We start from the raw sequence: 23,848 nt of genomic DNA on the forward strand, positions 1-23,848 counted from the left end.
TAATAAAAAAGGGATGGCTTATGCCATCCCTTTTTTATGTCTGCTTATATAACTAACTATCTAGAACGCTTTATGCGAACTTAGCTTCCATCTCTTCTAAAGTCGTCATTGATAGTAGTAACTTTTCTTCATTATCACTATGTTGCTGCTGTAGCGCCGTTTGCTCATTGAGCAATACAAGCAAGTCAGACTTACGGCTCTCTTCGTACAGCTCCGTATCAGCCAGTTTTTCTTCTAGCGTCACGAGCTGCTTATCAATCTTAGCCAGTGTCTTTTCCGTTTCCTCTATCTCACGGCGGATAGGTGCTGTCATTTTACGTTGTTCAGCCGCTAGCTTACGCTGCTCTTCTTTACTAAGTGCAGGTGTAACAGCTTTACTATTTGATGAGTTATCAGATGCTTTGTTGCTTACTTTGCTATTATCTGTTTCACGTGAAACGAACTTCTTACTCTCTTTTTTACTTTTTTTCTTACCGGTATTCTTATCTGATGCGTTCTCTTGCTTGCGCTTCTCTGCTAGCCACTTACCATAGTCACCAATGTCGCCATCGAACTCTTCGATGATGCCATCATGTACCAGATACAGCTCATCACAGACATTGGCAATTAGTTCTCGATCATGCGATACCAGTACCACTGCACCTTTAAAGCCTTGTAAGGCGATAGTCAATGCTTGACGCATTTGCAAGTCTAAATGGTTGGTTGGCTCATCGAGTACAAGGACATTTGGACGTTGCCAAACAATTAACGCCAAGGTCAAACGCGCACGCTCACCACCTGAGAATAGCTCACTTGGTGTATCAATGCGCTCACCGCGGAAGTCAAAGCTACCCAAAAACGAGCGTAGCATTGCATCAGAGGTTTTGCCCGCTAGGCGACGTAACATCTCTATAGGCGTTGCTTTGGCATCTAAGATGTCCATTTGATGCTGATTGAAATAGCCTAGCTTTAGGGTATCCGAAACACGATATTTCCCTGTTAGTACGCCAAGTTCACCGACTAATGCTTTAATCAACGTTGATTTACCAGCGCCGTTCATACCCAATAAACCAAGACGGGTATCGGGTGTTACCTGTACATTGGCATTGTGTAGAAGCGGTGTATCGCTATAGCCAATATCTGCGTTGGTCAGCTCAATCAGCGGTGAGCTCATGTTTGCAGGCTCATAAAATTGGAACGAGAATGGGTTGTCAGCCATCATTGGTGATAGCTCTGCCATACGCTCCAACTGCTTAATACGGCTCTGTGCTTGCTTGGCTTTACTGGCTTTAGCACGGAAACGACGAATAAAGTCATCCAAGTGCGCTTTAGTCGCTTCTTGCTTTTCAAACGCTTGCTGCTGCTGAGCCATACGCTCGTGACGGGTACGAATAAATTGCTGATAGTTACCAGTATAAAGGGTGATTTTTTGTTGCTCTACATGCAGGATATGACCGACGGTTGCATCTAGAAACGCCTGATCATGCGAGATGACAATGACCAGACCCATATAGGCATTGATCCATGTTTCAAGCCACAAGATAGCGTCCAAGTCCAAATGGTTGGTTGGCTCATCGAGTAACATCAGATCAGCACGGCTCATCAAGGTCTTGGCGAGGTTTAAGCGCATACGCCAACCACCAGAAAACCCTTCTACTGGCAGTTCATGCTGGCTAGTCTTAAAACCAAGACCTGCCATAATTTGCGCCGCTTTGGTCGGCGTACGATATCCGTCGATTTCATCGAACTGCTGGTGTAGCACACCAATTTGCTCATCACTCACGCTGCTCAAATCATTTAGCGCAGCATTAATTTCATACCACTGCTCATCACCGCTCAATACATAATCGATTGCAGACTGCGTCGTAGCACCAACTTCCTGTGCCATGTGCGCCACATGCCAGCTATCAGGAATACTGACTTCACCTTTATCAAGGGTGACTTCTGTATCGCCTGTACCCATCTGCGTCAGTAACAGCGCAAATAAAGTAGATTTGCCTGTGCCGTTGTTGCCCGTCAGTCCAACTTTGTGACCTGGATGGAGCTGAAAGCTTGCACCTGCAAACAATTCACGACCATCACGGCGAACACCAACGTCTTTAAATTCGATCATATAATTTCTTCATCTCAACAATAATATAGATATAGGGCAATAAGAAACACACATAGGGTATGCCAACTGGCGGCTATTATTTCAAACGCTTGCCACATAGGCAAACAATTAAATAACTATTTCAAAACTAAGTATTTATTACGCCAAACACCTTATGTTGTACAAGCGACTCTTGAGCTCATACATGGTTGTTACTATTATAAAGGTTATGGCCGTAAAATACCGTAATATGACTAATAAGCTTTAAGACTGCCTAATATTATTAAGTAGTGTTTTATACAGTCACACGCTATTATTTTTTAGTCTGGTTATTGGTTTAGCCCATTGACGCAGTTATTTTAAAAAACACAATATCAAAATTGGGACACTGCTATTCATTAGTAAAACTCAGTAGTTGCATCACTCTTGACAAACGTAACAGCACCCCCATTATGATATACTGCTAAAAGATAAGTGCCCACTATCAATAGAGCCAATAAAATATTGTGGTGGCACAAATACTATTTTGAAATTGTACAAGCAGCTTATAATGCACCAATAGCTTTGCCATAATGACAGCACCCAATTGAATCAAACGCCGTGCGTATCTTTATTTGCAAGTACCCTATTGCAAACCCAAACAGGACGACGACCGCATTTGATCCTAGCAACTGAGGTAGATATGAACGAATCAGCCAACCAATTTAGTCCAAGCTCAAGCCAGCCAGTAGACCCAACCGTATTAAGCCTAACTGATAGTGCGGCGCAAAAAGTACGCCGTCTACGCGAAGAAGAAGGTGATAGCGATCTTATGTTACGTGTTTATGTGACAGGTGGCGGTTGTTCTGGTTTCTCTTACGGGTTTAACTTTGCCAACGATCTAAACGAAGACGATGCCAATTTTGATAATGGGGATGTGACGTTAGTCGTCGATTCGCTAAGCTATCAATACTTGCAAGGCTCGACCGTTGACTATACTGAAGGACTGGAAGGGGCACGCTTTGTGGTGACCAATCCAAATGCCACGACCACTTGCGGCTGCGGTTCGTCATTCTCTATATAAGCTAAATAGACGCGGTCGCGCTATGATTATCAAGATAATGCGATAGTGTGCGAACACCATGTCAAATGGCTGGTAGGCATAATGAACAAAGCATCTATCTCTCAGGTAGATGCTTTTTTATCAAACTATCTGGCCAGAATAACGCTATATTCGAGATGAATTTGTATTAAAAACAGGGTCAAAATCCTCACAAATCGCGTTGCCTAAAGCTTATCGTATTTGTAATTGTTCGTGGTTTTAACCACGGCTTTGAGCTAAACTGACGGGATTATTGACCGAACATTTACCTATTTTATGGACAAACGCCCATCGTGCTTTGATCCGCCATAATAAATAACAATAGATGACTATTATGAGTAATTTTGCGAGTAGCTTTGTTAATTTTGACATTCCCAATTGGTTTGACAGCCAGCATTTAACGGGTATGCTCCGCGGTATTGAAAAAGAGGGCCTGCGCGTAAAACCTGATGGTTTTTTGGCACAGACGCCGCATCCAGCCAAACTCGGATCAAAATTGACCCATCCTTTTATTACTACCGATTATTCAGAAAGCCTGCTTGAGCTTATCACCGAACCAAAAGCTTCGCCAAAAGAGACACTCAATATGCTGCGTCAATTGCATGTATTGGTGTATCAAGGCATGCCTGACGGCGAGCTGATGTGGCCACTATCTATGCCCTGTATGTTGTCTTCTAAAGATGAAGATATTCCACTGGCTGATTATGGTAGCTCTAATACAGGTAAGCTAAAAACCCTTTATCGCAGCGGTCTTGGTATCCGCTATGGTCGCCGTATGCAGACGATTGCTGGTCTGCATTACAATCTATCTTTTGGTGATACGCTCTTTGAGACGTGGCAAGCGCATAGCCCAGCTGCACAAGAGCAGACATTGACAGAGTTCAAAAACGAAAAATACCTAGGGCTTATTCGCAACTTTAAGCGACTGACCAGCATTGTGTTGTATTTACTGGGTGCAAGTCCAAGCGTATGTCCTTGCTTTGTTGCTGGGCGTGAGCACGATTTAGAATTGCTCAATGATTCGACTTATTACAAACCTGCTGCGACTAGCCTGCGTATGGGCAAGCTTGGCTATACAAATAGCGTGCAAGAGCAGCTTGATATCCGTTACAACTATCTGCCAGAGTATGTCGATGGTCTACGCCGTGCCATTCAAACGCCGCACGAGAGCTTTGCTAAGCTTGGCTTAGAAGACGAAGATGGTAACCCGATCCAAATTAACAATCATATTCTACAAATAGAAAACGAGTACTACAGCCCTATTCGTCCTAAACAAATCGCAATGAGCGGTGAAACACCAACCGAAGCGCTTGAGCGTCGCGGTATCGCCTATGTTGAGTTCCGCGCTATCGATCTTGATCCATATAGTGATGTTGGTATTCGCCTCTCTAGCGCTTGTTTCTTGGAAGTGATGGCGCTGTACTGTCTGTTCAGTGACTCACCAGACCTGCTACCTGAAGAAGAAGATACGCTCGCTATCAATCTTGAGCGTGTGGTCAATGAAGGTCGCCGTGATGACTTGCATATTATCAATAATGGCCAAGAGCAGTCACTTGAAAGCTGGATGCTAACGCATTTAGAGCGTATGCAGCCGCTTGCTGCATTGCTTGATGCTCACTACGGTGGTAACGATTACCGCGCGGCTGTAGCATTGATGCAAGGCAAAGCAGGACACTCTGAGTCGACTATCTCTGCACAAGTAAATTCCGATAGCAAACGCTTAGGCAGCTTATGGCAGCTTGGATTTACGTTGGCTCAGCAGCATCGCGAGTCTTTATTACAGCAGACACTTAGTCCAAATACTCAAGCTAAATACGAAGTATTGGCAGAAAAATCTATCTTACAGCAAGCTGAGATTGAGCAGTCTGAAACAGAAGACTTTGCGGAATTTTTACAGCAGTATCGCTAAGTTGCTAGTTATTAATTACTAAGTCCTGACTGTGCAATTTTGACTGTTTAATCTGGATTGCTACGCCACATCTATTATAGATAAACCCATAAGAGTAACCGCACAATGCGACAGCTAACCACTTACCGTAACCTGCAAGTATTTTTGGTGATAATGGCCATCATAGGCATGAGTTTTGCGCTGTTCTATTTACAGCGTCATCTAGGGCTTTCGCCTTGCCCGCTCTGTATTTTTCAGCGTGTGGGTCTAATCGTCATGGGCGGTTTTGCCCTGATATCAGCGTTGTTTAATCCTAAGTCTAAAGTGATAAGACTATTGCTATGGCTTGGGAGTCTAGTAGGTATCGGCTGGGCAACTGCGGTAGCAGCACGCCATGTATGGCTGCAACATTTACCTGCTGACCAAGTACCTTCTTGTGGTCCAGGACTGAACTATTGGCTTGATACCCTCCCTATCCTACAAGTATTCAAAGAAGTATTTGCAGGATCTGGCGAATGCGCCTCTGTTGATTGGACGCTTATGGGATTAAGTATCCCTGAGCAGTCGTTGATTCTATTTAGTGTGCTGCTGATCGTACATGTCTTAATATTAATGCGTATCGTAAAATCTTCCAAGTAGTATCTTATGACTCAATAAGACGTTAGGTTTCTTTCCTAGTTCCGCTTTTAAAATAGACATTGCTATCTTCGATACAATGTCTATTTTTTTGTCTACTATTAACCCGCCCTTACAACCCATATTAGCGTTACCAACAGGTATCGCTAATATCAACTTATGCCTTTTAGATATAAGGCCAACAACAAAAAGCCCACAGAGATATTTTCAAGCCTTTGATATCTTTAGTCAGCTTACCTTATAAACGGATAAGCATTAGATATTTGTCGCTTTCTACTCATAAGCTATCTGTATTTTGAATATAAGATAATGCTATCAAGTTCTTAATTTATATTATTACTACGCGCCCATGCCTTATTATCCTTATCTTTGACAATGGCTTTACGTTGTCGATAGTATAGATGAGCTTGAAAAATACTTGTTAAAAACTGTTTTTGGTATGACCATGATATATTTTGCTCCCGTTCGCTCTACTACGCTTGCTATCGTAAAACGGTGGCGTCCTTCGTTACTGGTAGCATCACTATGCGTGCTACTCGTAGGCTGTGATAGTGCCTCGTCCAATACCGATAAAGACATGGTATCGACGTTCGCGTCGACTGGTTCTGAATCGCAGGAGGCTTCACAATCATTGCAAGATGACAATGCTAGAAATGCTGAGCTAGCGAATGATGATGAAACAGGCGAAATGGTGGAAGGGCAATCATTAATTGCTGCTGCTCAGTCAAATAAAGATACCTATGCAGACAGCTCTATGGAGCGATCAGAAGCGAAAAGCAGTATGCTGCAAGCAACATTGATGGGCGATTATGGCGGCATGGTCTCTTGTACAGATTGCGACAGTATCGATGTCACATTGAACTTATTCGCTGATGGTTCCGTACTAAAAACAAGTTATTATCATAATCCTGAAAAACCAAAAACACCTCTACTCGAATCGGGCATCTACCGACAAGACAATGATAAAATCACCATTGTCTATGAAGGGAAAAATATCGAGACCTACCATATCCAAGACAATCATTTGATACGGATCGATGAGCACGATAATTTAGAGGATGACTATACGTTATCTCGCAAATAAAAACGTCATCATGCTGACTGTTAGCTGGCGTATCTCTACATACTAAAACAGCCAAATTACATTAGCTACATAGCGCCTACTTGTTAGGCGTTTTTTATTGGTCATCGAACAGGGTTTACTTTACAATGATTGCTTGTTTGCCCAGCTGATGTGTTGGTCATTGTTTATCAAAGCGTTTATTTTTACTGATGACAGCTAGGCACCTCATACTTTATTTTATCCGCTTTCTATTCTTTTCATTCAAGCGCGTACGGAACGTCTATGCATATTCATATCCTTGGTATTTGTGGTACTTTTATGGGCTCACTGGCATTGCTAGCACGTGCGCTTGGACATACGGTCACGGGTTCAGATGCCAATGTCTATCCTCCTATGTCCACTCAGCTCGAAAATGCTGGCGTGACTATCGAAGAGGGCTACCTAGTAGAGCACTTGCAACCAACGCCAGACTTAGTCGTCGTTGGGAACGCGATGAAGCGCGGCATGGATGTGATTGAGTATATGCTAGATAATGGCTTGCGCTATACCTCAGGTCCGCAGTTTTTATCTGAGCAAGTATTGCAGTCACGCCACGTAATCGCTGTTGCAGGGACGCATGGTAAGACCACAACCACGACTATGCTTGCGTGGATATTACATTATGCTGGTATCGATGCAGGGTTTTTGATTGGCGGTGTACCATTGGTTGATACGACTGACGAGCACTTACAGCAAGTGTTTGCACACAGCAGCTACTTGGGAGTTGATAAAAGCTCTGATGATAAATCCGGTTACTTTGTGATTGAAGCAGATGAGTACGACTCTGCGTTTTTTGATAAGCGTTCGAAGTTCGTTCACTATCGTCCGCGTACTGCTATTTTGAATAACCTTGAGTTTGATCATGCGGATATCTTTGCAGATCTTAATGCGATACAAACTCAGTTCCACCATATGGTGCGTATGATTCCAAGCACTGGCAAAATCATCATGCCAGCCGCGACCATTAGTTTAGAAGATACGCTAGCGAAAGGGGTTTGGACACCTATCTGGCGTACTGCTGTCATCGACTCTACTTTAGCTGATATTAGCGAAAATGCGCGTGCTCTAAAAGATAGTAGCGATTGGCAGGCTGAGCTAATTCAAGAAGACGGTAGCCATTTCAAAGTCAGTTTTGCCGCTAATGAAGAGGCAACTGCTATCGTAAACTGGTCAATGAGCGGTATCCATAACGTCAATAACGCTTTAGTTGCTGTGGCTGCGGCCTATGATGTTGGCGTCAGTGTTGAGACTGCTTGTGCTGCCTTATCAGATTTCGCTGGTATCAAGCGCCGGATGGAGCTGATCGGCGACGTCAATGATATCTTAGTCTTTGATGATTTTGCCCATCATCCAACGGCTATTACGACCACATTGGATGGTGCCAAAAAGAAGCTGTCTGATAGACTCATTTGGGCTATCATTGAGCCGCGTAGCAACACCATGAAAATGGGTATTCATCAAGACAGCTTGGCTCAATCAGCGGCACTTGCTGACTACACATTATGGTACGAGCCTACTGGTCTAGAATGGGGCTTAAAAGAGGTCATCGAACAAGCTAAGTCTACTAGCGACTCTATCGGCAACCAACAAGTGCTATCAAGCATTGATGCTATCATTGAGCATATCAGCGGTCATGCAAAAGCAGGTGATGCGATTGTGGTTATGTCAAATGGCGGTTTTGAAGGGATTCATCAGCGTTTATTAACCGCATTGCATAATGGCTAACGCTTTTAGCTAGAATCAAGAAATAGCTTTTCTTATTTTTCTCTATACAAACGCAGCTCATCTAATAGATGGCTGCGTTTTTTATTTCTAATATTGGTGGTGTATCAAAAAGTATGCTGGGGTAATAAAGGAAGGGTGACAGTCAAAGCAAGATGATATATTTGAGGTTATGAAGACACAAATACAGATCAATTGCCCCGACTGTCACAGTCTTAGTCTAAAGAAAAATGGCATAAAAAGCTATGGCAAGCAGAACTACCAATGTAAGGACTGCAAACGTCAGTTTATTGGCGATCATGCAGTAACCTATAACGGCTGTCACTCTAGAATAGAAGATCTCATACGACTGATGACTGTCCGAGGTTGTGGTGTTAGAGACATAGCCGTTATAGCCAAGGTTAGCATTGGTAAAGTACTTGGCACCATAGGCTCATCTGTTTATAAGATCGCGCCTAAGAAGCGCTATTATGAACGCTTAGAGGTTGATGAGTTCTGGACTTACGTGTATCGCAAGAAGCGTAAAGTCTGGCTCATCTACGCTTATGACCGTGCTACTAATGAGATTGTCGCTTATGTCTGGGGCAAACGTGACCTAAAAACGGCTAAGAAGTTAAGAGCACGTTTAAAGCAGCTTACAGTCAGCTATGGCTCTATCAGTATGGACAACTGGGACAGTTTTATAACCGCCTTTAAAAGTGATAACAAACGAATTGGCAAACAGCATACGGTAGGCATAGAAGGCAATAACTGCCGTCTTAGACACCGACTAAAACGAGCCGTTAGAAGAACCTGTTGTTTCTCTAAGAAGCTCGATAATCACTTAAAAGTGTTTGATCTGGTGTTCTTTTATGTCAATTATGGCTACGTCTGATGCCAGCATACTTTTTAGAACACCACCCTAATATTTACATATCTTAATTATATGGATTCAGCCTTACAAGTACCACGTTGATAAACGCTGTTAGCACCACTGCTACCTTTGTAACCTTTCGTTTACTTATTGCTCTTACTCAATAGCAAATCGGACTTTTTCCTCACATAGCCCCTACAGTAGTAACATTTTATGCTTACTTTTGCGTCCGAGGAGTGTTTACAATAGATTTATCAAAATTTGTAACACATTATAAATATTAATAATATTAGGAGAATAACATGAGCTTTATTTGGATGATTATTGTAGGTTTAGTCGCAGGTTTATTAGCACGTGCTATCAAACCAGGTAATGACCCTATGGGTTGGGTTATGACTATCGTATTGGGTATCGTTGGTGCAATGCTAGGTGGTTTCCTAGCTGGCCTAATCGGTATTAACGCTGATGGCGGTTTCACTGGTCTTATATTCTCAGTAATTGGTGCAATTATCCTACTGTTCTTATATGAAATGATTGTAAACAAACGCCGTGCATAATTAGTTATAAGCTGTGCATAGCTTGGTCATAAATTAATTACTAGCTAATTAAAATACTATATAAACAAAGCCTTGCGTTAAGCAGGGCTTTTTTATGCCATTTATCATCGAAATTTAGTCTTTCTATATACATATAGCATCATATGACTGCGAAAGTATTGATAAGCATTACTTTTGTCCCCATTTATCTTATAATATCAACCCTATTTTGTCCTTATCATTGAGGTGAGCGTTATGGCACTACTCCCTATCTTAAGTTACCCAGATCCTCGCTTGCGTACTATCGCCAAGCCTGTCAAGGAAGTGACTGCTGAAATCAAAACCTTAATCGCAGACATGATCGAGACGATGTATGATGCTCAAGGCATTGGGCTTGCAGCCAGTCAAGTGGATCATCATATTCAGCTTATCGTTATGGATTTGTCTGAAGACAAAAGCTCTCCTAGAGTTTTTATCAATCCAAAAGTCACGCCACTGGTAGAAGAAAAGCAACCGTATGAAGAAGGCTGCTTATCTGTACCTAATGTCTATGACAAAGTCGAGCGTCCTAATAAAGTCCGTATCGAAGCGTTAGACGGTAACGGTGAGGTCATCGATGAGGTAGTTGAAGGATTGCTTGCTGTTTGTATCCAACATGAAATGGATCACCTAAATGGCGTAATCTTCGTTGACTACTTGTCTCGTCTTAAACAGACTCGTGCTCGTGATAAAGTCCGCAAAGTTCTTAAAATACGTGAAAAGCAAGAATCTCAATCAGCAGAAAAACAGACACAAGCCGTCAATTCTTAAAGCCCTACTCTTTATTCTTATCTTTTTATTTCGTCTTTATCCTTCACATAGTTACGTCTACAGTGGGTGTTAATATTTAGCATTCACTGTTTGGCGATAATTTTTCTAACCGATACAGTTTCCACAAAAGGTTTACTACTATGACAATGATCAAAATTGACCAATATTTTGAACCTGCCAGCTGGCAGAAATTTACCAAGGCTGCTGAAGGTCGCGAGACGCCTTTCTTAGTAGTTGACCTTAGTCGTATCGAAACCAAATACCACGAAATGGTAAGCCTGTTTCCTAATGCAAAACTGCATTATGCAATGAAAGCTAGCCCGGCGGTGGAAGTAATCGATCTACTAGCAAACCTTGGTTCAAACTTTGACTGTGCCTCTATTTATGAGCTTGATCGCGTGCTTGGTTGCGGCGTTGAGCCATCTCGTATTTCGTATGGCAACACCATCAAAAAAGCTGAACATGTTAAATATGCTTTTGAGAAAGGCATCGATCTATATGCGACTGACTCAGAAGCGGATCTAAAAAACATTGCCAAACACGCTCCAGGTTCTAAAGTATTTGTGCGTATCTTGGTGCAAGGATCAGAGACAGCAGAATGGCCATTATCACGTAAGTTTGGTTGCCATCCTAATATGGCAATCGACCTACTGGTTCAAGCACGCGAGCTTGGCTTGGTTCCTTATGGTATCTCGTTCCACGTCGGTAGCCAGCAAAAAGACGTCGCTGCATGGGATGATGCATTATCTAAAGTTAAATATATGTTTGACTGGATGAAGAACGAAGAAGGTATCAAGCTGCAAATGATTAATTTGGGTGGTGGCTTCCCGACCAATTACATCAGCGAAGTTAACCCTATTAAAGTCTATGCAGAAGAGATTACCAGCTATCTGACTGACGACTATAATGATGACGAAATGCCGGAGATTATTTTAGAGCCGGGTCGTTCGTTGGTTGGTGGTTCGGGCGTGTTGGTCAGTGATGTGGTACTGATCTCTCGTAAGTCTGATACCGATTTGACTCGTTGGGTATATACCGATGTTGGTCTATTCCAAGGCTTAATCGAGACGCTAGGTGAAGCTATCAAGTACCCTGTCTATACGCCCAAGATGGAAACGTCTACCAGCGAAGGTACAGTAGTACTGGCAGGCCCAACCTGTGATTCAACTGATATTATGTATGAAGAAGCAGGCTATCAGCTACCAGAAGAGCTTGAGATTGGTGATAAAATCTACTGGCTCACTACTGGTGCTTATACCAACTCTTACTCATCGGTAGAGTTCAATGGTTTTCCACCGCTCGAAGTGGTTTATATTGACTAGTATTTGTAATGTTTCACAAAAAAGCGCGGCACGGTTAATACCCGTGTCGCGCTTTTTTGTGCGTAATGAATTAATAACTAGTCAACTCTTAAAGAAATAGGCACGCTATTATTGTTATTAATAGTTCGGCTACCGTTACTGGCGCTACTGCTTGAGTTTTGTGAAACTTGGCCAATCGTCACCCACTGCCCACGTGGCACGATAATCGTACTGTTCAATCTTTGACCCCGAATAGCATTGCTAGCACTGTTAGTAGAATTGTTAGTAGAACTCATTTGATTATAAGGTGAATTCGGCTGCACTAACCTTTCTTCCACTTGGGATAGTTGTACTTCCACCTGTCCATTAGGCAGCAGTCTTGGTGTGACGGCAATACCTTGTGTCGTTGGCAGTAGTATTTGCTGCTGAATCACGATCTGTGGTTTGAAGTTATCGTTAGCTGAACGATGATAAGTTGAATGATTATTAGGATTATAGGTTTGGGTGAGCGAGTAGAGCGTACCTGTGCTGATGCTCGCCGCACTGCCAGACAACGTTTGTACTTGATATAGATTACTACTCTGCTGCTGGCTGCTACGTTGACTAATAATCCCTGCACCTTGAATACCACGATTGGTAATAATAACCTGACCCTGCTGAATACTACCTTGCCTGCTACTACTATTGCCAACACGTACGGCGACCGTCAATGCCTGTGGCTGACGGTCAATCTGAGACAACAATTGCTGTACCGCCTGATAATTGCGTGCCGTCGTTCGCAGTACCAATTTATCTTGATAGGTAGTCACTGTACCACCGTCTGCGCTACTATTTAATTGCTGCCTAACTGCAGGTAACAAATTAGCCCCGCTATAAGTATGGATAACATAGGTTTGAGAAGTACTGGCTTGTACGGTAATTGGTAGAACCGTTAGACTCAATGCAAAGGCTGATAGGCTTGCAAGGTTGATGGTACAAACAGCACCAATCAGTCTATGACTAATATAACGTTTAATGCTATTCATACCTACTCCCTTGCTGCTATTAAGTCATCGAGCCATCAGTTATAACGCTAAACTTGACCGTCAACCATAAATAGTCGTTAGTCACTTAATCCAAGTACATCTTGCATGTTGTACTGACCTACTTCCTGCTCAACAACCCAAGTTGCGGCACGTACTGCACCAGCGGCAAATGTCATGCGCGCGCGTGCACGATGGGTAATCTCGACCACTTCGCCATCTGCGATAAACATCACAGTATGATCACCTACGATTTCGCCACCACGTACTGCGTGAATACCAATTGTCCCAGATTCGCGCTCGCCAGTTTGTCCTTCGCGGCCATAGATAGCAACGTCTTTTAGGTTCTGTCCACGCGCTTCCGCGACGGCTTCGGCCATCATATACGCCGTACCAGAAGGCGCATCAATTTTATGCTTATGATGTGCCTCAATGATTTCTACATCAGCATCATTACCAAACGCTTTGGCAGCCATACCGAGTAGCTTCAATGATAAATTGACGCCTGTCGAATAGTTGCCCGCATATACGATAGTGATTTTCTCACTTGCTTTTGCCAGCACTTGTTCTTGCTGTTCATTGAATCCTGTGGTACCGATGACCATAGCAACATTATGCTCAGCACAAACTTGCATGTTTTCTTCAGTGGCATCAGGCAAGCTAAAATCAATCAGTACATCGATATCGTTAATCACAGCGGCTAAGTCATCAACGATTTGCACGTTTAAATGACCGATAGCAGCAACTTCGCCGGCATCTGCTCCAACTAGGCTAGACCCTTGACGCTCAATTGCTGCTTTTAATGTAGTTTGCGGGTTATTCTGTACTGCCTCGATAAGCATACGACCCATACGGCCGCCTGCACCAATTACCCCAACATTGATAGATTTATTATTTACTTGTTCGCTCATGTTTTTACCTTAGATGTTTTATATTTAGTGAAACTATTTTTGACTATCATTTATCGTAAGTTTAGCAAATATCATCACATGAATGGCTTTTTATACCATCAATAAAAAGCCCAAAGGTTTCATGTGAAACCTTTGGGCTTAGTTTAATACTAGCTACTTAGTTAGATTATTTCTTAATCGAATAAGTCGCCGATTTTTTTGAAGAATGACTTCTTATGCGGCGACTGTTGATGCTTGCTATCGTCATCCAACGTGTCTTGGAATTGGCGTAGCAAGTCTTTTTGCTCACGAGTCAGATTCACTGGCGTTTCAATAACCACACGGCAAATCAAATCACCTTTCATGGTAGTACGGACTGGCGTTACGCCTTTGCCGCGTACACGCAGTAACTTACCGCTTTGCGTACCTTCTGCCACTTTGATTTTTACTTTGCCATCTAAGGTTGGGATTTCGACTTCTTTGCCCAATGCTGCATCAGTAATGCTTACTGGTACATCCATATATAGGTCAGCGCCTTGACGGGTAAAGACATTGTGCTGTTTGACGCGTACTTCGACATATAGATCGCCGTTTTGTACGCCAGCGCCGCCTGCCTCGCCTTCGCCTGCTAGACGAACGCGATCACCATCATCGACGCCTGCAGGGATAGAGACTTCTAACGTGCGTGATTTGTCTTTTACGCCGTTACCATGACAGTCCGAACAAGGGTTTTTGATCTGTTTACCAGTACCGCCGCAATGAGGACAAGCTTGCTGTACCGCAAAGAAACCTTGCTGCATACGTACTTGACCTTGGCCATGACAAGTCTGACAGGTGACCACATCAGACGCATTTTTTGCCCCTTTACCATCACAGGTATCACAAGGCGCAGGAGCCGTGAAACTGATTTCTTTTTTGCAGCCACGTACGGCTTCTTCTAATGTCAGCTCAATCACATAACGCAAGTCAGAGCCGCGACGCGAACGCCCACCGCCGCCGCCACGCTGCTGACCGAAGATATCACCGAAGTTACCAAAGATATCGCCAAAGATATCTTGGAAGTTGCCACCACCTGCGCCGCCGAAGCCGCCGCCACCCATGCCGTTTTCAAAGGCTGCATGGCCCATACGGTCGTAGGCTGAACGTTTCTCTTCGTCGCTTAATACTTCATAAGCCATTGAAGCTTCTTTGAATTTGTCTTCCGAATCAGGATCATCAGAGTTGCGATCTGGATGGTATTTCATGGCAAGCTTACGGTAGGCTCGCTTAATTTCTTTGCTGTCAGCGGTCTTGCTGACACCTAATATTTCATAAAAATCGCGCTTACTCATGCTCTCTCCTATCGTCTTTACAGCCACACCGGCTTGTCAAATCATCAGCTCAATTGATAACTGTCTTAATCTTATTCGTGATTCTTAGCTAGTGGATATGTATAATGTTTCACATGAAACATAACAACTCACTAGGCCATAGAACCATAATGCTTAGACTTAACCAACAAATACGGTGAAGGCTGCTTAGCCAAATCAATTATAAAAAGTTTGCGCTATTTATGGAGATGGTCTGCTGATTTATCAAGCTCTTAAATGATGAAATTAGCAGTTGGCATCGCTGCGGCAAAAGCCAAACGATTCATTAAGGTTACTGCAAAGCTTTTCGTACCTGAGCGATGCCCAGTCGTGCTAATATTTACCGCCACATCTACGGTCATTTATACTCATAGTGATGACGATTGCGACAAGGTATCAAGTCTTATGAAAAAGCTGGTTATTCTATTAATCATCATTGCGGTAGCAGTGTATGCAGGTTCGCCTTATTACAGTGCTTATCAGCTCAAAAACGCTTATGACGATAAAGACGGTGCCACTATCGCAGCGGCTATTGATTATGAGCAAGTGCGACCAAGCGTCCAAAATCAGCTAACCAGCCAATTTGCGACGACAATGACTAAGTACCCACTAATTTCTGAGTTGGGCGGTGAGCCGTTGACCGAAGCCGCGAATGGTTTTATCGCGCAGGCAGTTGAAGGGGCTATCACTCCGCAAAATATCGAAAAAGTGATTAATACCCAAGGTCAAGCCAATACAGCAACCAAAGAGCTAGCCGCAGCATGGGCCATCGCTAGCGATCAAGTTGACTTGAAAAACCTAATTCAGAGCTTAATCATTCAGCGTGGTGATGTCGATGCCGTGGTCAAAAGCCAAATGCAGCAAGTCATGAAAAAACAAGCTGCCGAACTTGAACAGCATGTCGCCCAAGGCAATGACAGTGAAAAGCCAACGCTTAGCTACTGCGGTATCAACTGCTTTAGTATTAGTGGTCAGGTAAAAGGCTACCCTCTCACTATCGAGATGCAGCGTGAAGGGCTTATCAATTGGAAAATTATTGATATTGTCTTACCATAAATTATTTAAGACAGCTTTTGAGATGCAAAAATGTCTGAATAGAACCAAAAAAACCGCCCTATGAACTGATTCATAAGGCGGTTTTTTTACATTGTTTAGCAGTCCAATATCTTAAAGTTTTGAATTGCTAGAACACCCAACCATACCAGTCGATTATTCAACACCCAAGAATTCTAGAAATTCTGGGCTTTCAAAACTCGCCTGATATAGCACGCCATCTTCACGATAGATTGCAGGCGTCGCCATTACCGCGAGTCCAGCTGCTTTTTCACGATTGGGTGTCACATGGTCAACTGTACAACTTGCTGATGCAGGCGTCATTTCACCCTGTAGCATCGCTTTGTCAAATGCCTGACGACGACTGTCTTCATCCGCTTGGCACCAGATACCACGCATCTGCTTCGGTGACGCATCATATATCGGATAGCCGATGACATTGACCGTCACGCCTTTTGCATTGAGTGATGGCACTTGGTGATGCAGGCGGCGGCAGTAAGGGCAGTTCACATCATCTGCCACATAGATAACGGCTCTCTCAGTAGTGGTCGCTGGATAAGTAATCAGCTGGCTTTTGTCCAATGACGCAAACACCGACTGGTTTTTATGTTTTTCAAAGTTCTCATCGAGGCCGATAAATTGACCGTTTTCGATGACTGATATTTCACCATCGGTAATATACTGCGCATCATCTGATAGTAAAAACGGCACGCCTTCTAGGGTTGCGCCCCAGATGACCCCCGGTACTGCGGTATAAAAGAATGGTGTTTTCGCGCTCATGCTCTTAAGCGCCGCCATATTTGCTAGCATAGACGATTTGACTGAGGCACTGACAGGTTTGCCTACTTGCGTACTCGTGCTACGTACTGGTGTTTTGGTGACAACTTGCTTACTTGGGTTTTTCTGTAGCTCACCCTGAATGACGTAACGACCATCTTCGGTGATGTGCAGCGGCAACTGGCCAGCCAAATTCACTTGATACATATTGGGCAGTTTGGATGGCACAATAGAAGTAATCTTTGTTTTGATGCCTGCTTGGGTCAGTACTTGGCGCAATCGCTTATCAACAGTCGCACTCACTGCTTGAGCTAATTGCGAATTTGTAGTGCTTTGCGTTACGTTATTGCTATTAGCATCCGCTGAACTTGGCTGAGCGCAAGCAGTGGTTGCTAATAGCATGACGCTGATTAGGCTAGCGGACTTACATACAGGTAGTGTCACAGAGAGATTCCTATCTGGTTTTTAATAATGGCAGTTTTCAATATTAAGACCAATTCCAAAGCTACCACTCACTGAAAGGTAGCAATACATTTTCTGATTAGTCAGCTTTTTGGAATTGGTTTAAACATTGTCTATCATAAAAATATAGATAAAAAAGACTGTAGCATATGGGATAGTTTTGCAAAGCACTAAATGGCTAATGTCGCAAAACTGCTATAGTCAATCCAAAATAAAAGAAGTACAACCCATATTATGAAATAGTTTAGGTAGATTATTCTCCATCCAACCTTGTCGTAGAAACTTAGCTTGTGCCCATTTCTTTTCAATAGGATTTAAGTCAGGACTATAGGATGGTAGAAATAAAAGCCTGTGACCATGCCTATTCAGAAGACTTTTCACTCGTTTATGAAAGCTGGCATTATCCATGACGATTACGCATTTAGTTTTAAGGCTTGGAATGAGCGTGTATTTGCACCAGTCATAGAATATATCGCCATTGATGTTTTTCTCAAAGTAATCAAGCGCAAAAAGCATCTTTTCATACAGAGCACCGATGACATTGGTACGTTTTTTAGCTTGCCAATTGTAGCTATCAATACAAGGTTTACCTATCGGTGCATAGCCATAAGGACGAATAGTTTCAGCCTCAAAGCCACTCTCATCCATATAGACAACGGGATAGCCTTGCTGCTTAAAATGATCAAGCTTATTCTTATATACCGCTCTTTTTATTGAACACGCTTTTGGATGTGCTAAGGTCTTTTTTTTGGCTGATATTTAATCTTTTTAAGGCATAGCCAATACCTGATTTACTACAGTTTAAACGACGAGCTCGCTCATACAGGTAGTCATCTGGGTATTGATTAACGTCTTGTAGAAGGGCTTCATTGGGTATACTGCTTGGCGTTTTGACTCTGGTCGTTTGGATGCTTGGGTCTATAAGCCAGCGCTGTAGTGTACTCTTGCTGATATTATAAAAAATACAGGCCTGACGGATGCTCATGTCTTTTTGCTCAATGTTTTTGATAACTTGTGCTCGAAAATCTGCTGAGTAGGTCATCTTTTATATTTCTCTTTGCTTGGTTTAAAAGCATTGTACCTTTTCTATTTTGGACTGACTATACTTAGTTTTAAGAGGTAGGCAACACAGCTAGATAATAGACATAAATACAATATAGCAGACCGCAAAAAGCAGCACACTAAGTAGCGGCTGCTAATGGGTTTAGAATGATAATTTCAAGACAAGTATTAATGCCAAAGCTTAATAATTTCAGTGCTCATTTCTTAAAACTTAGCAACTTCTTCTGGCGTTAAGAAACGACTGTCGCCTTTTTCTAGGCCTTCTAGATTGATATGACCGATACTAGCGCGGTGCAGCTCAGTGACTCGATTACCGAAGTAACCCATCATACGTTTGACCTGATGGTATTTGCCCTGCTCTAATGTTAGACGTGCATGTTTTTCATCGATGAACTCAAGAACAGCAGGTTTGGTTGGCTCGTAATCCCCTTCAAGCAAGATGCCTTCAGCCACTTTCTTAACGGCTTTTTCTTGTGCATCACTATCCATTGCATCTGCCAAAGTCAGCTCGTACACCTTTGCATGCTCGTGCTTAGGACTGGTGACACGGTGCAGCCAGCCGCCATCATCACTCATCAGTAACGCACCAGTAGTATCAACATCGAGACGTCCAGCGATACGCAGACTACCCAATTCTGGTACAGCAATCAGTTCGGTGACAATTGGATACTCTTTAACTTTTAGCGTGCACTCAAAGCCTTCAGGTTTGTACAACAAGATATAGCGATTACCAGCAGCAACTGACAACGGCTCGCCCGCCCACATCACGTCATCATTGACCACATCGACATGTAGGCCAGGATCTTTAACTACTTGATCATTTACGGTAATCTCGCCGGCGTGCATGATCTTTTTTGACTCTTTGCGCGACAGCTCAGTGGCTTTACTAATAAATTTATCTAAACGCATACTATTTACTACCATCGGTTTTATTATACCAGCCCTAAATCAGAAACTAACGACGCCAGCACTCAGCCGTGAGCGGCTCGTTATCTTCGATGGTTAGAAATGGTACTATAATGAAAAATTAAATAAACACTGTGCTCAATACAAAAGCCAGTGAAAGTCAGACCAGTTTAACATATCCAACCTAAGCCTGATGAAATATGAGCTATCAAACGCTAAAACGTGCCGTTACCACGCGCCTCGAAATTAAAAAATCTGAGTTTATTGCTTACGCCTATCCTGTGACCTCCCGTGAGCAAGCAATGTTTCACGTGGAACAGCTACGTGGTGAGTACACAGATGCGCGTCACTTCTGCTGGGCCTACATCGTGGGCGACCCTGATAATACCACCAGTGCAGGGTTTGATGATGATGGCGAGCCTAGCGGTACAGCGGGTCGACCGATATTGAATGTACTGCAGCATAAGTCGATCGGCAACGTGATTATCATCGTGGTGCGTTACTTCGGTGGTATCAAATTGGGTGCTGGCGGTCTCACCCGTGCTTATGCGGGCTCTGCTCAAGCGGCCGTCGACGAGATGATACTAAACCCTTATGTACCGATGACCCAGATTCAGATACTGGCAGAGTTTGCCACCGAAGCCCAATGCCGCTATATGATAGAGAGCCTTGGCGGTCATATCGACGATGTCTCCTATAGCAAACAAGTGACCTTAACCGCCACACTTGCTGAAGCAGATGTCGAAAATTTAAAAGCGCGTTTAGCAATGGATGGTCGAGTATTAGATAAGCCAGAAGATTAAAAATGCTGCCTAGCTATTCTCGTCGCAAATTTTGGACAGTTCTGTGTTCAATATATTTATTCGTTAAATTGTTTCAGGAGCTGTTTTTCGGTAAATTATTTTTAGCACCTACTTCTCAGTAGCTAATTTCCAGTAGCTGTTTTCAATAACTGTTTTCAGTAATCATGCGTTCACTGAAAATTATTGGTTTTCACAGGTACTGGCGTTATGATAAAAAAAACCTTATCACGCTACTCTATTTGTTTTTCCACAATTATTAAATAAGACCAATATATGTCAACTTCAACCAAACCTTTTTCTCCAGCCCCTTTTAAGCCACCATTTTGGCTGACCAATCCACATCTACAAAGCATCTTACCCAAGTTCTTTGCACCCAAAGCACCGACGTATCGCCGCGTGGTGATGCAAGATTCCTTAAGTGAAACCGATATTGCTTACGATTTTTATGATGCGCATCCTGTAGAGGCATCAAAAGATGGTGAGCTTGAGCAAACGCCATTGATTGTGCTATTTCATGGTATGGAAGGCAGCAGCGATAGCCATTATGCTCGCGCACTGGCATATCAAATGCATGCGCAAGGCTGGCATTTTGTGGTGGTGCACTTTCGTAGTTGTGGCGGTATTCCAGCTAATGGTCGAGTTTTTTATAATGCGGGTGATACTGCCGAGGTGCATCACGCGCTACAGAACTTACGTGCGCAGTATGCCAATATCTATGCGGCTGGCGTGTCACTAGGCGGTAATGCACTAGCGAAGTACATGGGTGAGTATGGTGACGAAGCCATCTGCAAAGGCGCTGCGGTCATCTCTGCTCCCGTCGATATGTCGTCAGCGGCCATTACCATGCACAGCTTTTTGAGTCATCGTATCTATACGCCTTATTTGCTCAATCCAATTATCAAAAAAGCGTTGGCGAACGATATTACCAAAGAAGAAATTGATGCTATCAAAGCTGTCAATCGTATCAGCGATTTCGATGATATCTTCACCGCCCCGCGTCATGGCTACCGCTCTAACAATCACTATTATCAATCTTCTTCTGCCCTACCTTATTTGATCAACGTAACCAAGCCTCTACTATTAATTAGTGCAAAAGACGATCCTTTCATTGGCTTTACCGCGACGCCAAATGATGTCTCTGATAGTGTCACCATTTTAGATACCCCGCACGGTGGTCATATCGGTTATTTGCGTTATCGCTCCGATAATCATCCAAAAGATAGCGCAGACAGTTCTTCAGTAAACGGTCAATCTACTGATAATAAATCTAACGTTAAGCAATTGGGAACAAATGGTAAAAAAGCGAAAACCTCAAAGTTCGATATCAACTGGATACCCGAAACCGTCAGTGCTTATTTTAATCATATTGGCGTGGCTTCTATTAAAGAACCTTATCAAGATGCGGTCTCTGACAAGAAATAATCACTGTCATCAATGACGAAATAATAACGCCAACGTTTATAACTTTTTGAGAGTGTTTTATGTACCCATTTATCCGTTACGCTAGCACCATCGCTCATGCTGCCCTAAAAGCAAAAAAGGGCGACACACTGACGTTTAAGGACACCAGTGAGATTCAATTTCGCTGCCGCCTATCCGATATAGATAATTTTTTGGAGATGAATAACGGCCGCGTATTTACGCTTTATGATTTGGGTCGTATGGACTTTGCAGTACGGACTGGGCTTGGCAAGCAATTGTTAAAACAACGCTGGGGTTTGGTCATCGCTGGCAGCACTATTCAATACCGTAAGCGTATTCGCGCCTTTCAAAAAGTCACACTCAAAACCAAAATCGTCGGTATCGACGCGCGCTGGCTATATATTGAGCAATCAATGTGGGTCAAAGGACAGCCCTGCTCATCTGGTCTACTGCGTACCGGTGTGACCAAAGGTGGCAGAGTGATCGACACGGCACAAGTACTGGCTGCACTGGGCCAATCTGACTGGGATCTACCGCCAACGGGTTACGTGGCTGAGTGGATCAAAAGTGATGCTGATCGTCCGTGGCCGCCTGTCGATACAGCTGACTAACTTAACCTTATAGGATAGTAATTAATTACTTTTATCTTATTTAACAGATAGTACAAGCAAGCAACCTTATAGCTACTATTTCATAACAACTCATTATATAAATACATATAATAAATGTTAGGATAGTTGTGAGTACATACTCAGACAAAACAAATATAGTCCTATAAGGAGAATAATATGGCTAATACAACAGATTATGTCGGCACGTTATTTGATAATAGCGAATCAAACCCAAGCAAAATTACTTTAGCATTTACCATGGCAGGCGTGGCACTGAAAAAAGGCCATTCTGCTACTGTGATATTAATGGTGGATGCGGTGCATCTGGCAAAACCAAACGCGCTAGACAATGTAGATATCGGCGATCCGTTTGAGCCAGCTGGTGAGTTACTAGAGGCCTTTATCGAAAAAGGTGGTCAAGTGTTGGTCTGCGGCGCTTGTATGAAACACAACGGTGTAGAAGAGTCAGATATCGACAAGCGCTTTGAAGTGATTAGCGGTGATGATGTGGTTGAGCTACTGATGAATGCGAAAGGGTCGTTGCAGTTGAATTAGGATGCTCGTAAATGGTTCATTTGTATAATCCTACGAGATAGTAAAGAAACATCAGATATTCTGGTGTTTCTTTTTTCGTTTAGATTGGCAGAGTACTTATTAATAATATAACGTGAACCCTACCATTGATAATAACGATTTTACCCGTTCGGCATCACAGAGTATGATTAACACTGGTAGTACACACCCTATCTAACATGACTGCTCATTATCTGACTATTATATTTACAACGTATGCCCGCATCATAGGCTGGGCGTAGCTAACACTATGTAGGACAATCGAATACTATGGCCAATTTCCCCACTATCAGAATACGTACGCGCCGCAAATATTATCGCCTTATATTTACAGGTCTAATGGCGATGATGATGTCACTGATTATCTCAACAGCCCTGTTGGTGGTCAAACAAGGCTTCATCGACGGATTTTTTATGGAGTTGATGCATTCGTGGGGACTGGCCTTTATGTTTGCGTGGCCAAGTGCGTACATCTGCGCCTATCTAGTACAAGAGCACGTACTGAGTAGGATAGAATTTTATTAAACAGTATCGATAGCTATCATAATTCTGAGTCATCGTCGTTATAAGATAGTTTAGATATAGGGCAAGCAAGTCAAGGTTCTATAGAGAATAGACTGAACTGGCCTAATGCCGTATTCCATATATATGCGATTGACAATCTAACGCTAGAGAATATGACCGATGTAAGCCAAGCTTTCTATAACAAAATCCCGTTAGCGCAAATGTATCCAACTCCTAGACGACCAGTCTATTTTTAAGTATAGTGTCTTTGTTAGTCGATAACCTCTAAGCATCATTATCATGGTATCGTTTCTACTAGAAGAAAAAATACATTGATGAATGATCTCAATGACATGATGTTTATAGTCGGTTATTCATACTCTTAATACACTTACACATAAATTAAATCATAAA

Annotated in this window: 24 protein-coding genes; 15 read left to right on the forward strand and 9 right to left on the reverse strand. The window is 42.9% G+C overall.

Annotated elements, in window-relative coordinates:
* Nucleotides 1-70: 70 nt before the first annotated feature.
* On the reverse strand, nt 71-2,092 hold the full coding sequence (locus CXF69_RS05885) for an ATP-binding cassette domain-containing protein (RefSeq protein WP_102078204.1): 2,022 nt from the start codon (nt 2,090-2,092) through the stop codon (nt 71-73).
* 661 nt (nt 2,093-2,753) lie between these two features.
* Between CXF69_RS05885 and erpA the strand changes: the two genes are divergently transcribed.
* The 9 genes from erpA to CXF69_RS05930 all read left to right on the forward strand — a co-directional run bounded on the left by erpA (nt 2,754) and on the right by CXF69_RS05930 (nt 12,021).
* Nucleotides 2,754-3,134 (forward strand): iron-sulfur cluster insertion protein ErpA, encoded by a 381-nt coding sequence (gene erpA / locus CXF69_RS05890; RefSeq protein WP_057757666.1) that lies wholly within the window; start codon nt 2,754-2,756, stop codon nt 3,132-3,134.
* 352 nt (nt 3,135-3,486) lie between these two features.
* The gene (gene gshA, locus CXF69_RS05895) at nt 3,487-5,061 is read left to right on the forward strand and encodes a glutamate--cysteine ligase (RefSeq protein ID WP_102078205.1); all 1,575 of its coding nucleotides are present in this window, start codon (nt 3,487-3,489) and stop codon (nt 5,059-5,061) included.
* 105 nt (nt 5,062-5,166) lie between these two features.
* Nucleotides 5,167-5,679, forward strand: a complete 513-nt coding sequence (locus tag CXF69_RS05900) for a disulfide bond formation protein B (RefSeq protein WP_102078206.1) — start codon at nt 5,167-5,169, stop codon at nt 5,677-5,679.
* 442 nt (nt 5,680-6,121) lie between these two features.
* Nucleotides 6,122-6,760 (forward strand): copper resistance protein NlpE N-terminal domain-containing protein, encoded by a 639-nt coding sequence (locus CXF69_RS05905; protein WP_102078207.1) that lies wholly within the window; start codon nt 6,122-6,124, stop codon nt 6,758-6,760.
* A 261-nt stretch (nt 6,761-7,021) separates the two neighbouring features.
* The gene (gene mpl / locus CXF69_RS05910; protein ID WP_102078208.1) at nt 7,022-8,503 is read left to right on the forward strand and encodes a UDP-N-acetylmuramate:L-alanyl-gamma-D-glutamyl-meso-diaminopimelate ligase; all 1,482 of its coding nucleotides are present in this window, start codon (nt 7,022-7,024) and stop codon (nt 8,501-8,503) included.
* 169 nt (nt 8,504-8,672) lie between these two features.
* Complete coding sequence (locus CXF69_RS05915) at nt 8,673-9,374, forward strand: IS1 family transposase (protein WP_102078209.1); 702 nt, start codon at nt 8,673-8,675, stop codon at nt 9,372-9,374.
* Nucleotides 9,375-9,655: 281 nt separating this feature from the next.
* Nucleotides 9,656-9,910: a GlsB/YeaQ/YmgE family stress response membrane protein gene (locus CXF69_RS05920; RefSeq protein WP_102078210.1), complete on the forward strand. Its 255-nt coding sequence runs from the start codon at nt 9,656-9,658 to the stop codon at nt 9,908-9,910.
* A 234-nt stretch (nt 9,911-10,144) separates the two neighbouring features.
* Complete coding sequence (gene def, locus CXF69_RS05925) at nt 10,145-10,699, forward strand: peptide deformylase (RefSeq protein ID WP_102078211.1); 555 nt, start codon at nt 10,145-10,147, stop codon at nt 10,697-10,699.
* 146 nt (nt 10,700-10,845) lie between these two features.
* A complete protein-coding gene (locus CXF69_RS05930; protein ID WP_102078237.1) occupies nt 10,846-12,021 on the forward strand; it encodes a type III PLP-dependent enzyme in 1,176 nt (391 codons plus the stop codon).
* Between the two features lie 77 nt (nt 12,022-12,098).
* Here the strand turns inward: CXF69_RS05930 and CXF69_RS05935 are convergent, their stop codons facing one another.
* The 4 genes from CXF69_RS05935 to CXF69_RS14560 form a co-directional block, all read right to left on the reverse strand.
* Nucleotides 12,099-13,025, reverse strand: coding sequence for a hypothetical protein (locus CXF69_RS05935; RefSeq protein ID WP_228706746.1), 927 nt, complete (start codon nt 13,023-13,025; stop codon nt 12,099-12,101).
* A gap of 77 nt (nt 13,026-13,102) precedes the next feature.
* Nucleotides 13,103-13,933: a 4-hydroxy-tetrahydrodipicolinate reductase gene (dapB, locus tag CXF69_RS05940; protein ID WP_102078212.1), complete on the reverse strand. Its 831-nt coding sequence runs from the start codon at nt 13,931-13,933 to the stop codon at nt 13,103-13,105.
* Nucleotides 13,934-14,106: 173 nt separating this feature from the next.
* Nucleotides 14,107-15,243: a molecular chaperone DnaJ gene (gene dnaJ, locus CXF69_RS05945; RefSeq protein WP_057757637.1), complete on the reverse strand. Its 1,137-nt coding sequence runs from the start codon at nt 15,241-15,243 to the stop codon at nt 14,107-14,109.
* Between the two features lie 251 nt (nt 15,244-15,494).
* On the reverse strand, nt 15,495-15,623 hold the full coding sequence (locus CXF69_RS14560; protein WP_265089150.1) for a hypothetical protein: 129 nt from the start codon (nt 15,621-15,623) through the stop codon (nt 15,495-15,497).
* A 43-nt stretch (nt 15,624-15,666) separates the two neighbouring features.
* Here CXF69_RS14560 and CXF69_RS05950 point away from each other — a divergent pair, with 43 nt between their 5' ends.
* Nucleotides 15,667-16,317, forward strand: a complete 651-nt coding sequence (locus tag CXF69_RS05950; RefSeq protein ID WP_102078213.1) for a DUF2939 domain-containing protein — start codon at nt 15,667-15,669, stop codon at nt 16,315-16,317.
* Between the two features lie 153 nt (nt 16,318-16,470).
* Here the strand turns inward: CXF69_RS05950 and CXF69_RS05955 are convergent, their stop codons facing one another.
* From CXF69_RS05955 to CXF69_RS05970, 4 genes are all read right to left on the reverse strand, one after another.
* Nucleotides 16,471-17,535, reverse strand: coding sequence for a disulfide isomerase DsbC N-terminal domain-containing protein (locus CXF69_RS05955; RefSeq protein WP_102078214.1), 1,065 nt, complete (start codon nt 17,533-17,535; stop codon nt 16,471-16,473).
* Between the two features lie 219 nt (nt 17,536-17,754).
* Complete coding sequence (locus tag CXF69_RS05960; protein WP_145990076.1) at nt 17,755-18,312, reverse strand: IS630 family transposase; 558 nt, start codon at nt 18,310-18,312, stop codon at nt 17,755-17,757.
* Nucleotides 18,248-18,595: an IS630 transposase-related protein gene (locus tag CXF69_RS05965; RefSeq protein ID WP_101204407.1), complete on the reverse strand. Its 348-nt coding sequence runs from the start codon at nt 18,593-18,595 to the stop codon at nt 18,248-18,250. The genes CXF69_RS05960 and CXF69_RS05965 overlap by 65 nt, the downstream gene beginning before the upstream one ends.
* A 224-nt stretch (nt 18,596-18,819) precedes the next feature.
* Nucleotides 18,820-19,524 carry a pseudouridine synthase gene (locus CXF69_RS05970; protein WP_057757631.1) on the reverse strand — a complete coding sequence of 235 codons (705 nt, stop codon included), beginning with the start codon at nt 19,522-19,524 and terminating at the stop codon, nt 18,820-18,822.
* Between the two features lie 197 nt (nt 19,525-19,721).
* Here CXF69_RS05970 and CXF69_RS05975 point away from each other — a divergent pair, with 197 nt between their 5' ends.
* From CXF69_RS05975 to CXF69_RS05995, 5 genes are all read left to right on the forward strand, one after another.
* Nucleotides 19,722-20,324 carry a YigZ family protein gene (locus CXF69_RS05975; RefSeq protein WP_102078215.1) on the forward strand — a complete coding sequence of 201 codons (603 nt, stop codon included), beginning with the start codon at nt 19,722-19,724 and terminating at the stop codon, nt 20,322-20,324.
* Nucleotides 20,325-20,597: 273 nt separating this feature from the next.
* Nucleotides 20,598-21,746, forward strand: a complete 1,149-nt coding sequence (locus CXF69_RS05980) for a YheT family hydrolase (RefSeq protein WP_102078216.1) — start codon at nt 20,598-20,600, stop codon at nt 21,744-21,746.
* A gap of 59 nt (nt 21,747-21,805) precedes the next feature.
* Nucleotides 21,806-22,357 (forward strand): acyl-CoA thioesterase, encoded by a 552-nt coding sequence (locus tag CXF69_RS05985; RefSeq protein WP_057757622.1) that lies wholly within the window; start codon nt 21,806-21,808, stop codon nt 22,355-22,357.
* A 177-nt stretch (nt 22,358-22,534) separates the two neighbouring features.
* Nucleotides 22,535-22,912, forward strand: a complete 378-nt coding sequence (locus CXF69_RS05990; RefSeq protein ID WP_102078217.1) for a DsrE family protein — start codon at nt 22,535-22,537, stop codon at nt 22,910-22,912.
* Between the two features lie 288 nt (nt 22,913-23,200).
* Nucleotides 23,201-23,455 carry a DUF2798 domain-containing protein gene (locus CXF69_RS05995; RefSeq protein WP_102078218.1) on the forward strand — a complete coding sequence of 85 codons (255 nt, stop codon included), beginning with the start codon at nt 23,201-23,203 and terminating at the stop codon, nt 23,453-23,455.
* Nucleotides 23,456-23,848: the final 393 nt, after the last annotated feature.

Origin of the sequence: Psychrobacter sp. Choline-02u-9 (assembly GCF_002836505.1) — a bacterium.
GTDB lineage: Bacteria > Pseudomonadota > Gammaproteobacteria > Pseudomonadales > Moraxellaceae > Psychrobacter.

Bases quoted from the DNA above. Each gene is read 5' to 3' on its own strand.
- CXF69_RS05915 (WP_102078209.1), top strand. From the start codon at position 8,673: ATGAAGACACAAATACAGATCAATTGCCCCGACTGTCACAGTCTTAGT.
- CXF69_RS05935 (WP_228706746.1), bottom strand. From the start codon at position 13,025: ATGAATAGCATTAAACGTTATATTAGTCATAGACTGATTGGTGCTGTT.
- dnaJ (WP_057757637.1), bottom strand. From the start codon at position 15,243: ATGAGTAAGCGCGATTTTTATGAAATATTAGGTGTCAGCAAGACCGCT.
- CXF69_RS14560 (WP_265089150.1), bottom strand. From the start codon at position 15,623: ATGACCGTAGATGTGGCGGTAAATATTAGCACGACTGGGCATCGCTCA.
- CXF69_RS05885 (WP_102078204.1), bottom strand. From the start codon at position 2,092: ATGATCGAATTTAAAGACGTTGGTGTTCGCCGTGATGGTCGTGAATTG.
- gshA (WP_102078205.1), top strand. From the start codon at position 3,487: ATGAGTAATTTTGCGAGTAGCTTTGTTAATTTTGACATTCCCAATTGG.
- dapB (WP_102078212.1), bottom strand. From the start codon at position 13,933: ATGAGCGAACAAGTAAATAATAAATCTATCAATGTTGGGGTAATTGGT.
- CXF69_RS05970 (WP_057757631.1), bottom strand. From the start codon at position 19,524: ATGCGTTTAGATAAATTTATTAGTAAAGCCACTGAGCTGTCGCGCAAA.
- CXF69_RS05900 (WP_102078206.1), top strand. From the start codon at position 5,167: ATGCGACAGCTAACCACTTACCGTAACCTGCAAGTATTTTTGGTGATA.
- mpl (WP_102078208.1), top strand. From the start codon at position 7,022: ATGCATATTCATATCCTTGGTATTTGTGGTACTTTTATGGGCTCACTG.
- CXF69_RS05920 (WP_102078210.1), top strand. From the start codon at position 9,656: ATGAGCTTTATTTGGATGATTATTGTAGGTTTAGTCGCAGGTTTATTA.
- CXF69_RS05980 (WP_102078216.1), top strand. From the start codon at position 20,598: ATGTCAACTTCAACCAAACCTTTTTCTCCAGCCCCTTTTAAGCCACCA.
- def (WP_102078211.1), top strand. From the start codon at position 10,145: ATGGCACTACTCCCTATCTTAAGTTACCCAGATCCTCGCTTGCGTACT.
- CXF69_RS05950 (WP_102078213.1), top strand. From the start codon at position 15,667: ATGAAAAAGCTGGTTATTCTATTAATCATCATTGCGGTAGCAGTGTAT.
- CXF69_RS05975 (WP_102078215.1), top strand. From the start codon at position 19,722: ATGAGCTATCAAACGCTAAAACGTGCCGTTACCACGCGCCTCGAAATT.
- CXF69_RS05905 (WP_102078207.1), top strand. From the start codon at position 6,122: ATGATATATTTTGCTCCCGTTCGCTCTACTACGCTTGCTATCGTAAAA.
- CXF69_RS05930 (WP_102078237.1), top strand. From the start codon at position 10,846: ATGATCAAAATTGACCAATATTTTGAACCTGCCAGCTGGCAGAAATTT.
- erpA (WP_057757666.1), top strand. From the start codon at position 2,754: ATGAACGAATCAGCCAACCAATTTAGTCCAAGCTCAAGCCAGCCAGTA.
- CXF69_RS05965 (WP_101204407.1), bottom strand. From the start codon at position 18,595: ATGACCTACTCAGCAGATTTTCGAGCACAAGTTATCAAAAACATTGAG.
- CXF69_RS05985 (WP_057757622.1), top strand. From the start codon at position 21,806: ATGTACCCATTTATCCGTTACGCTAGCACCATCGCTCATGCTGCCCTA.
- CXF69_RS05995 (WP_102078218.1), top strand. From the start codon at position 23,201: ATGGCCAATTTCCCCACTATCAGAATACGTACGCGCCGCAAATATTAT.
- CXF69_RS05990 (WP_102078217.1), top strand. From the start codon at position 22,535: ATGGCTAATACAACAGATTATGTCGGCACGTTATTTGATAATAGCGAA.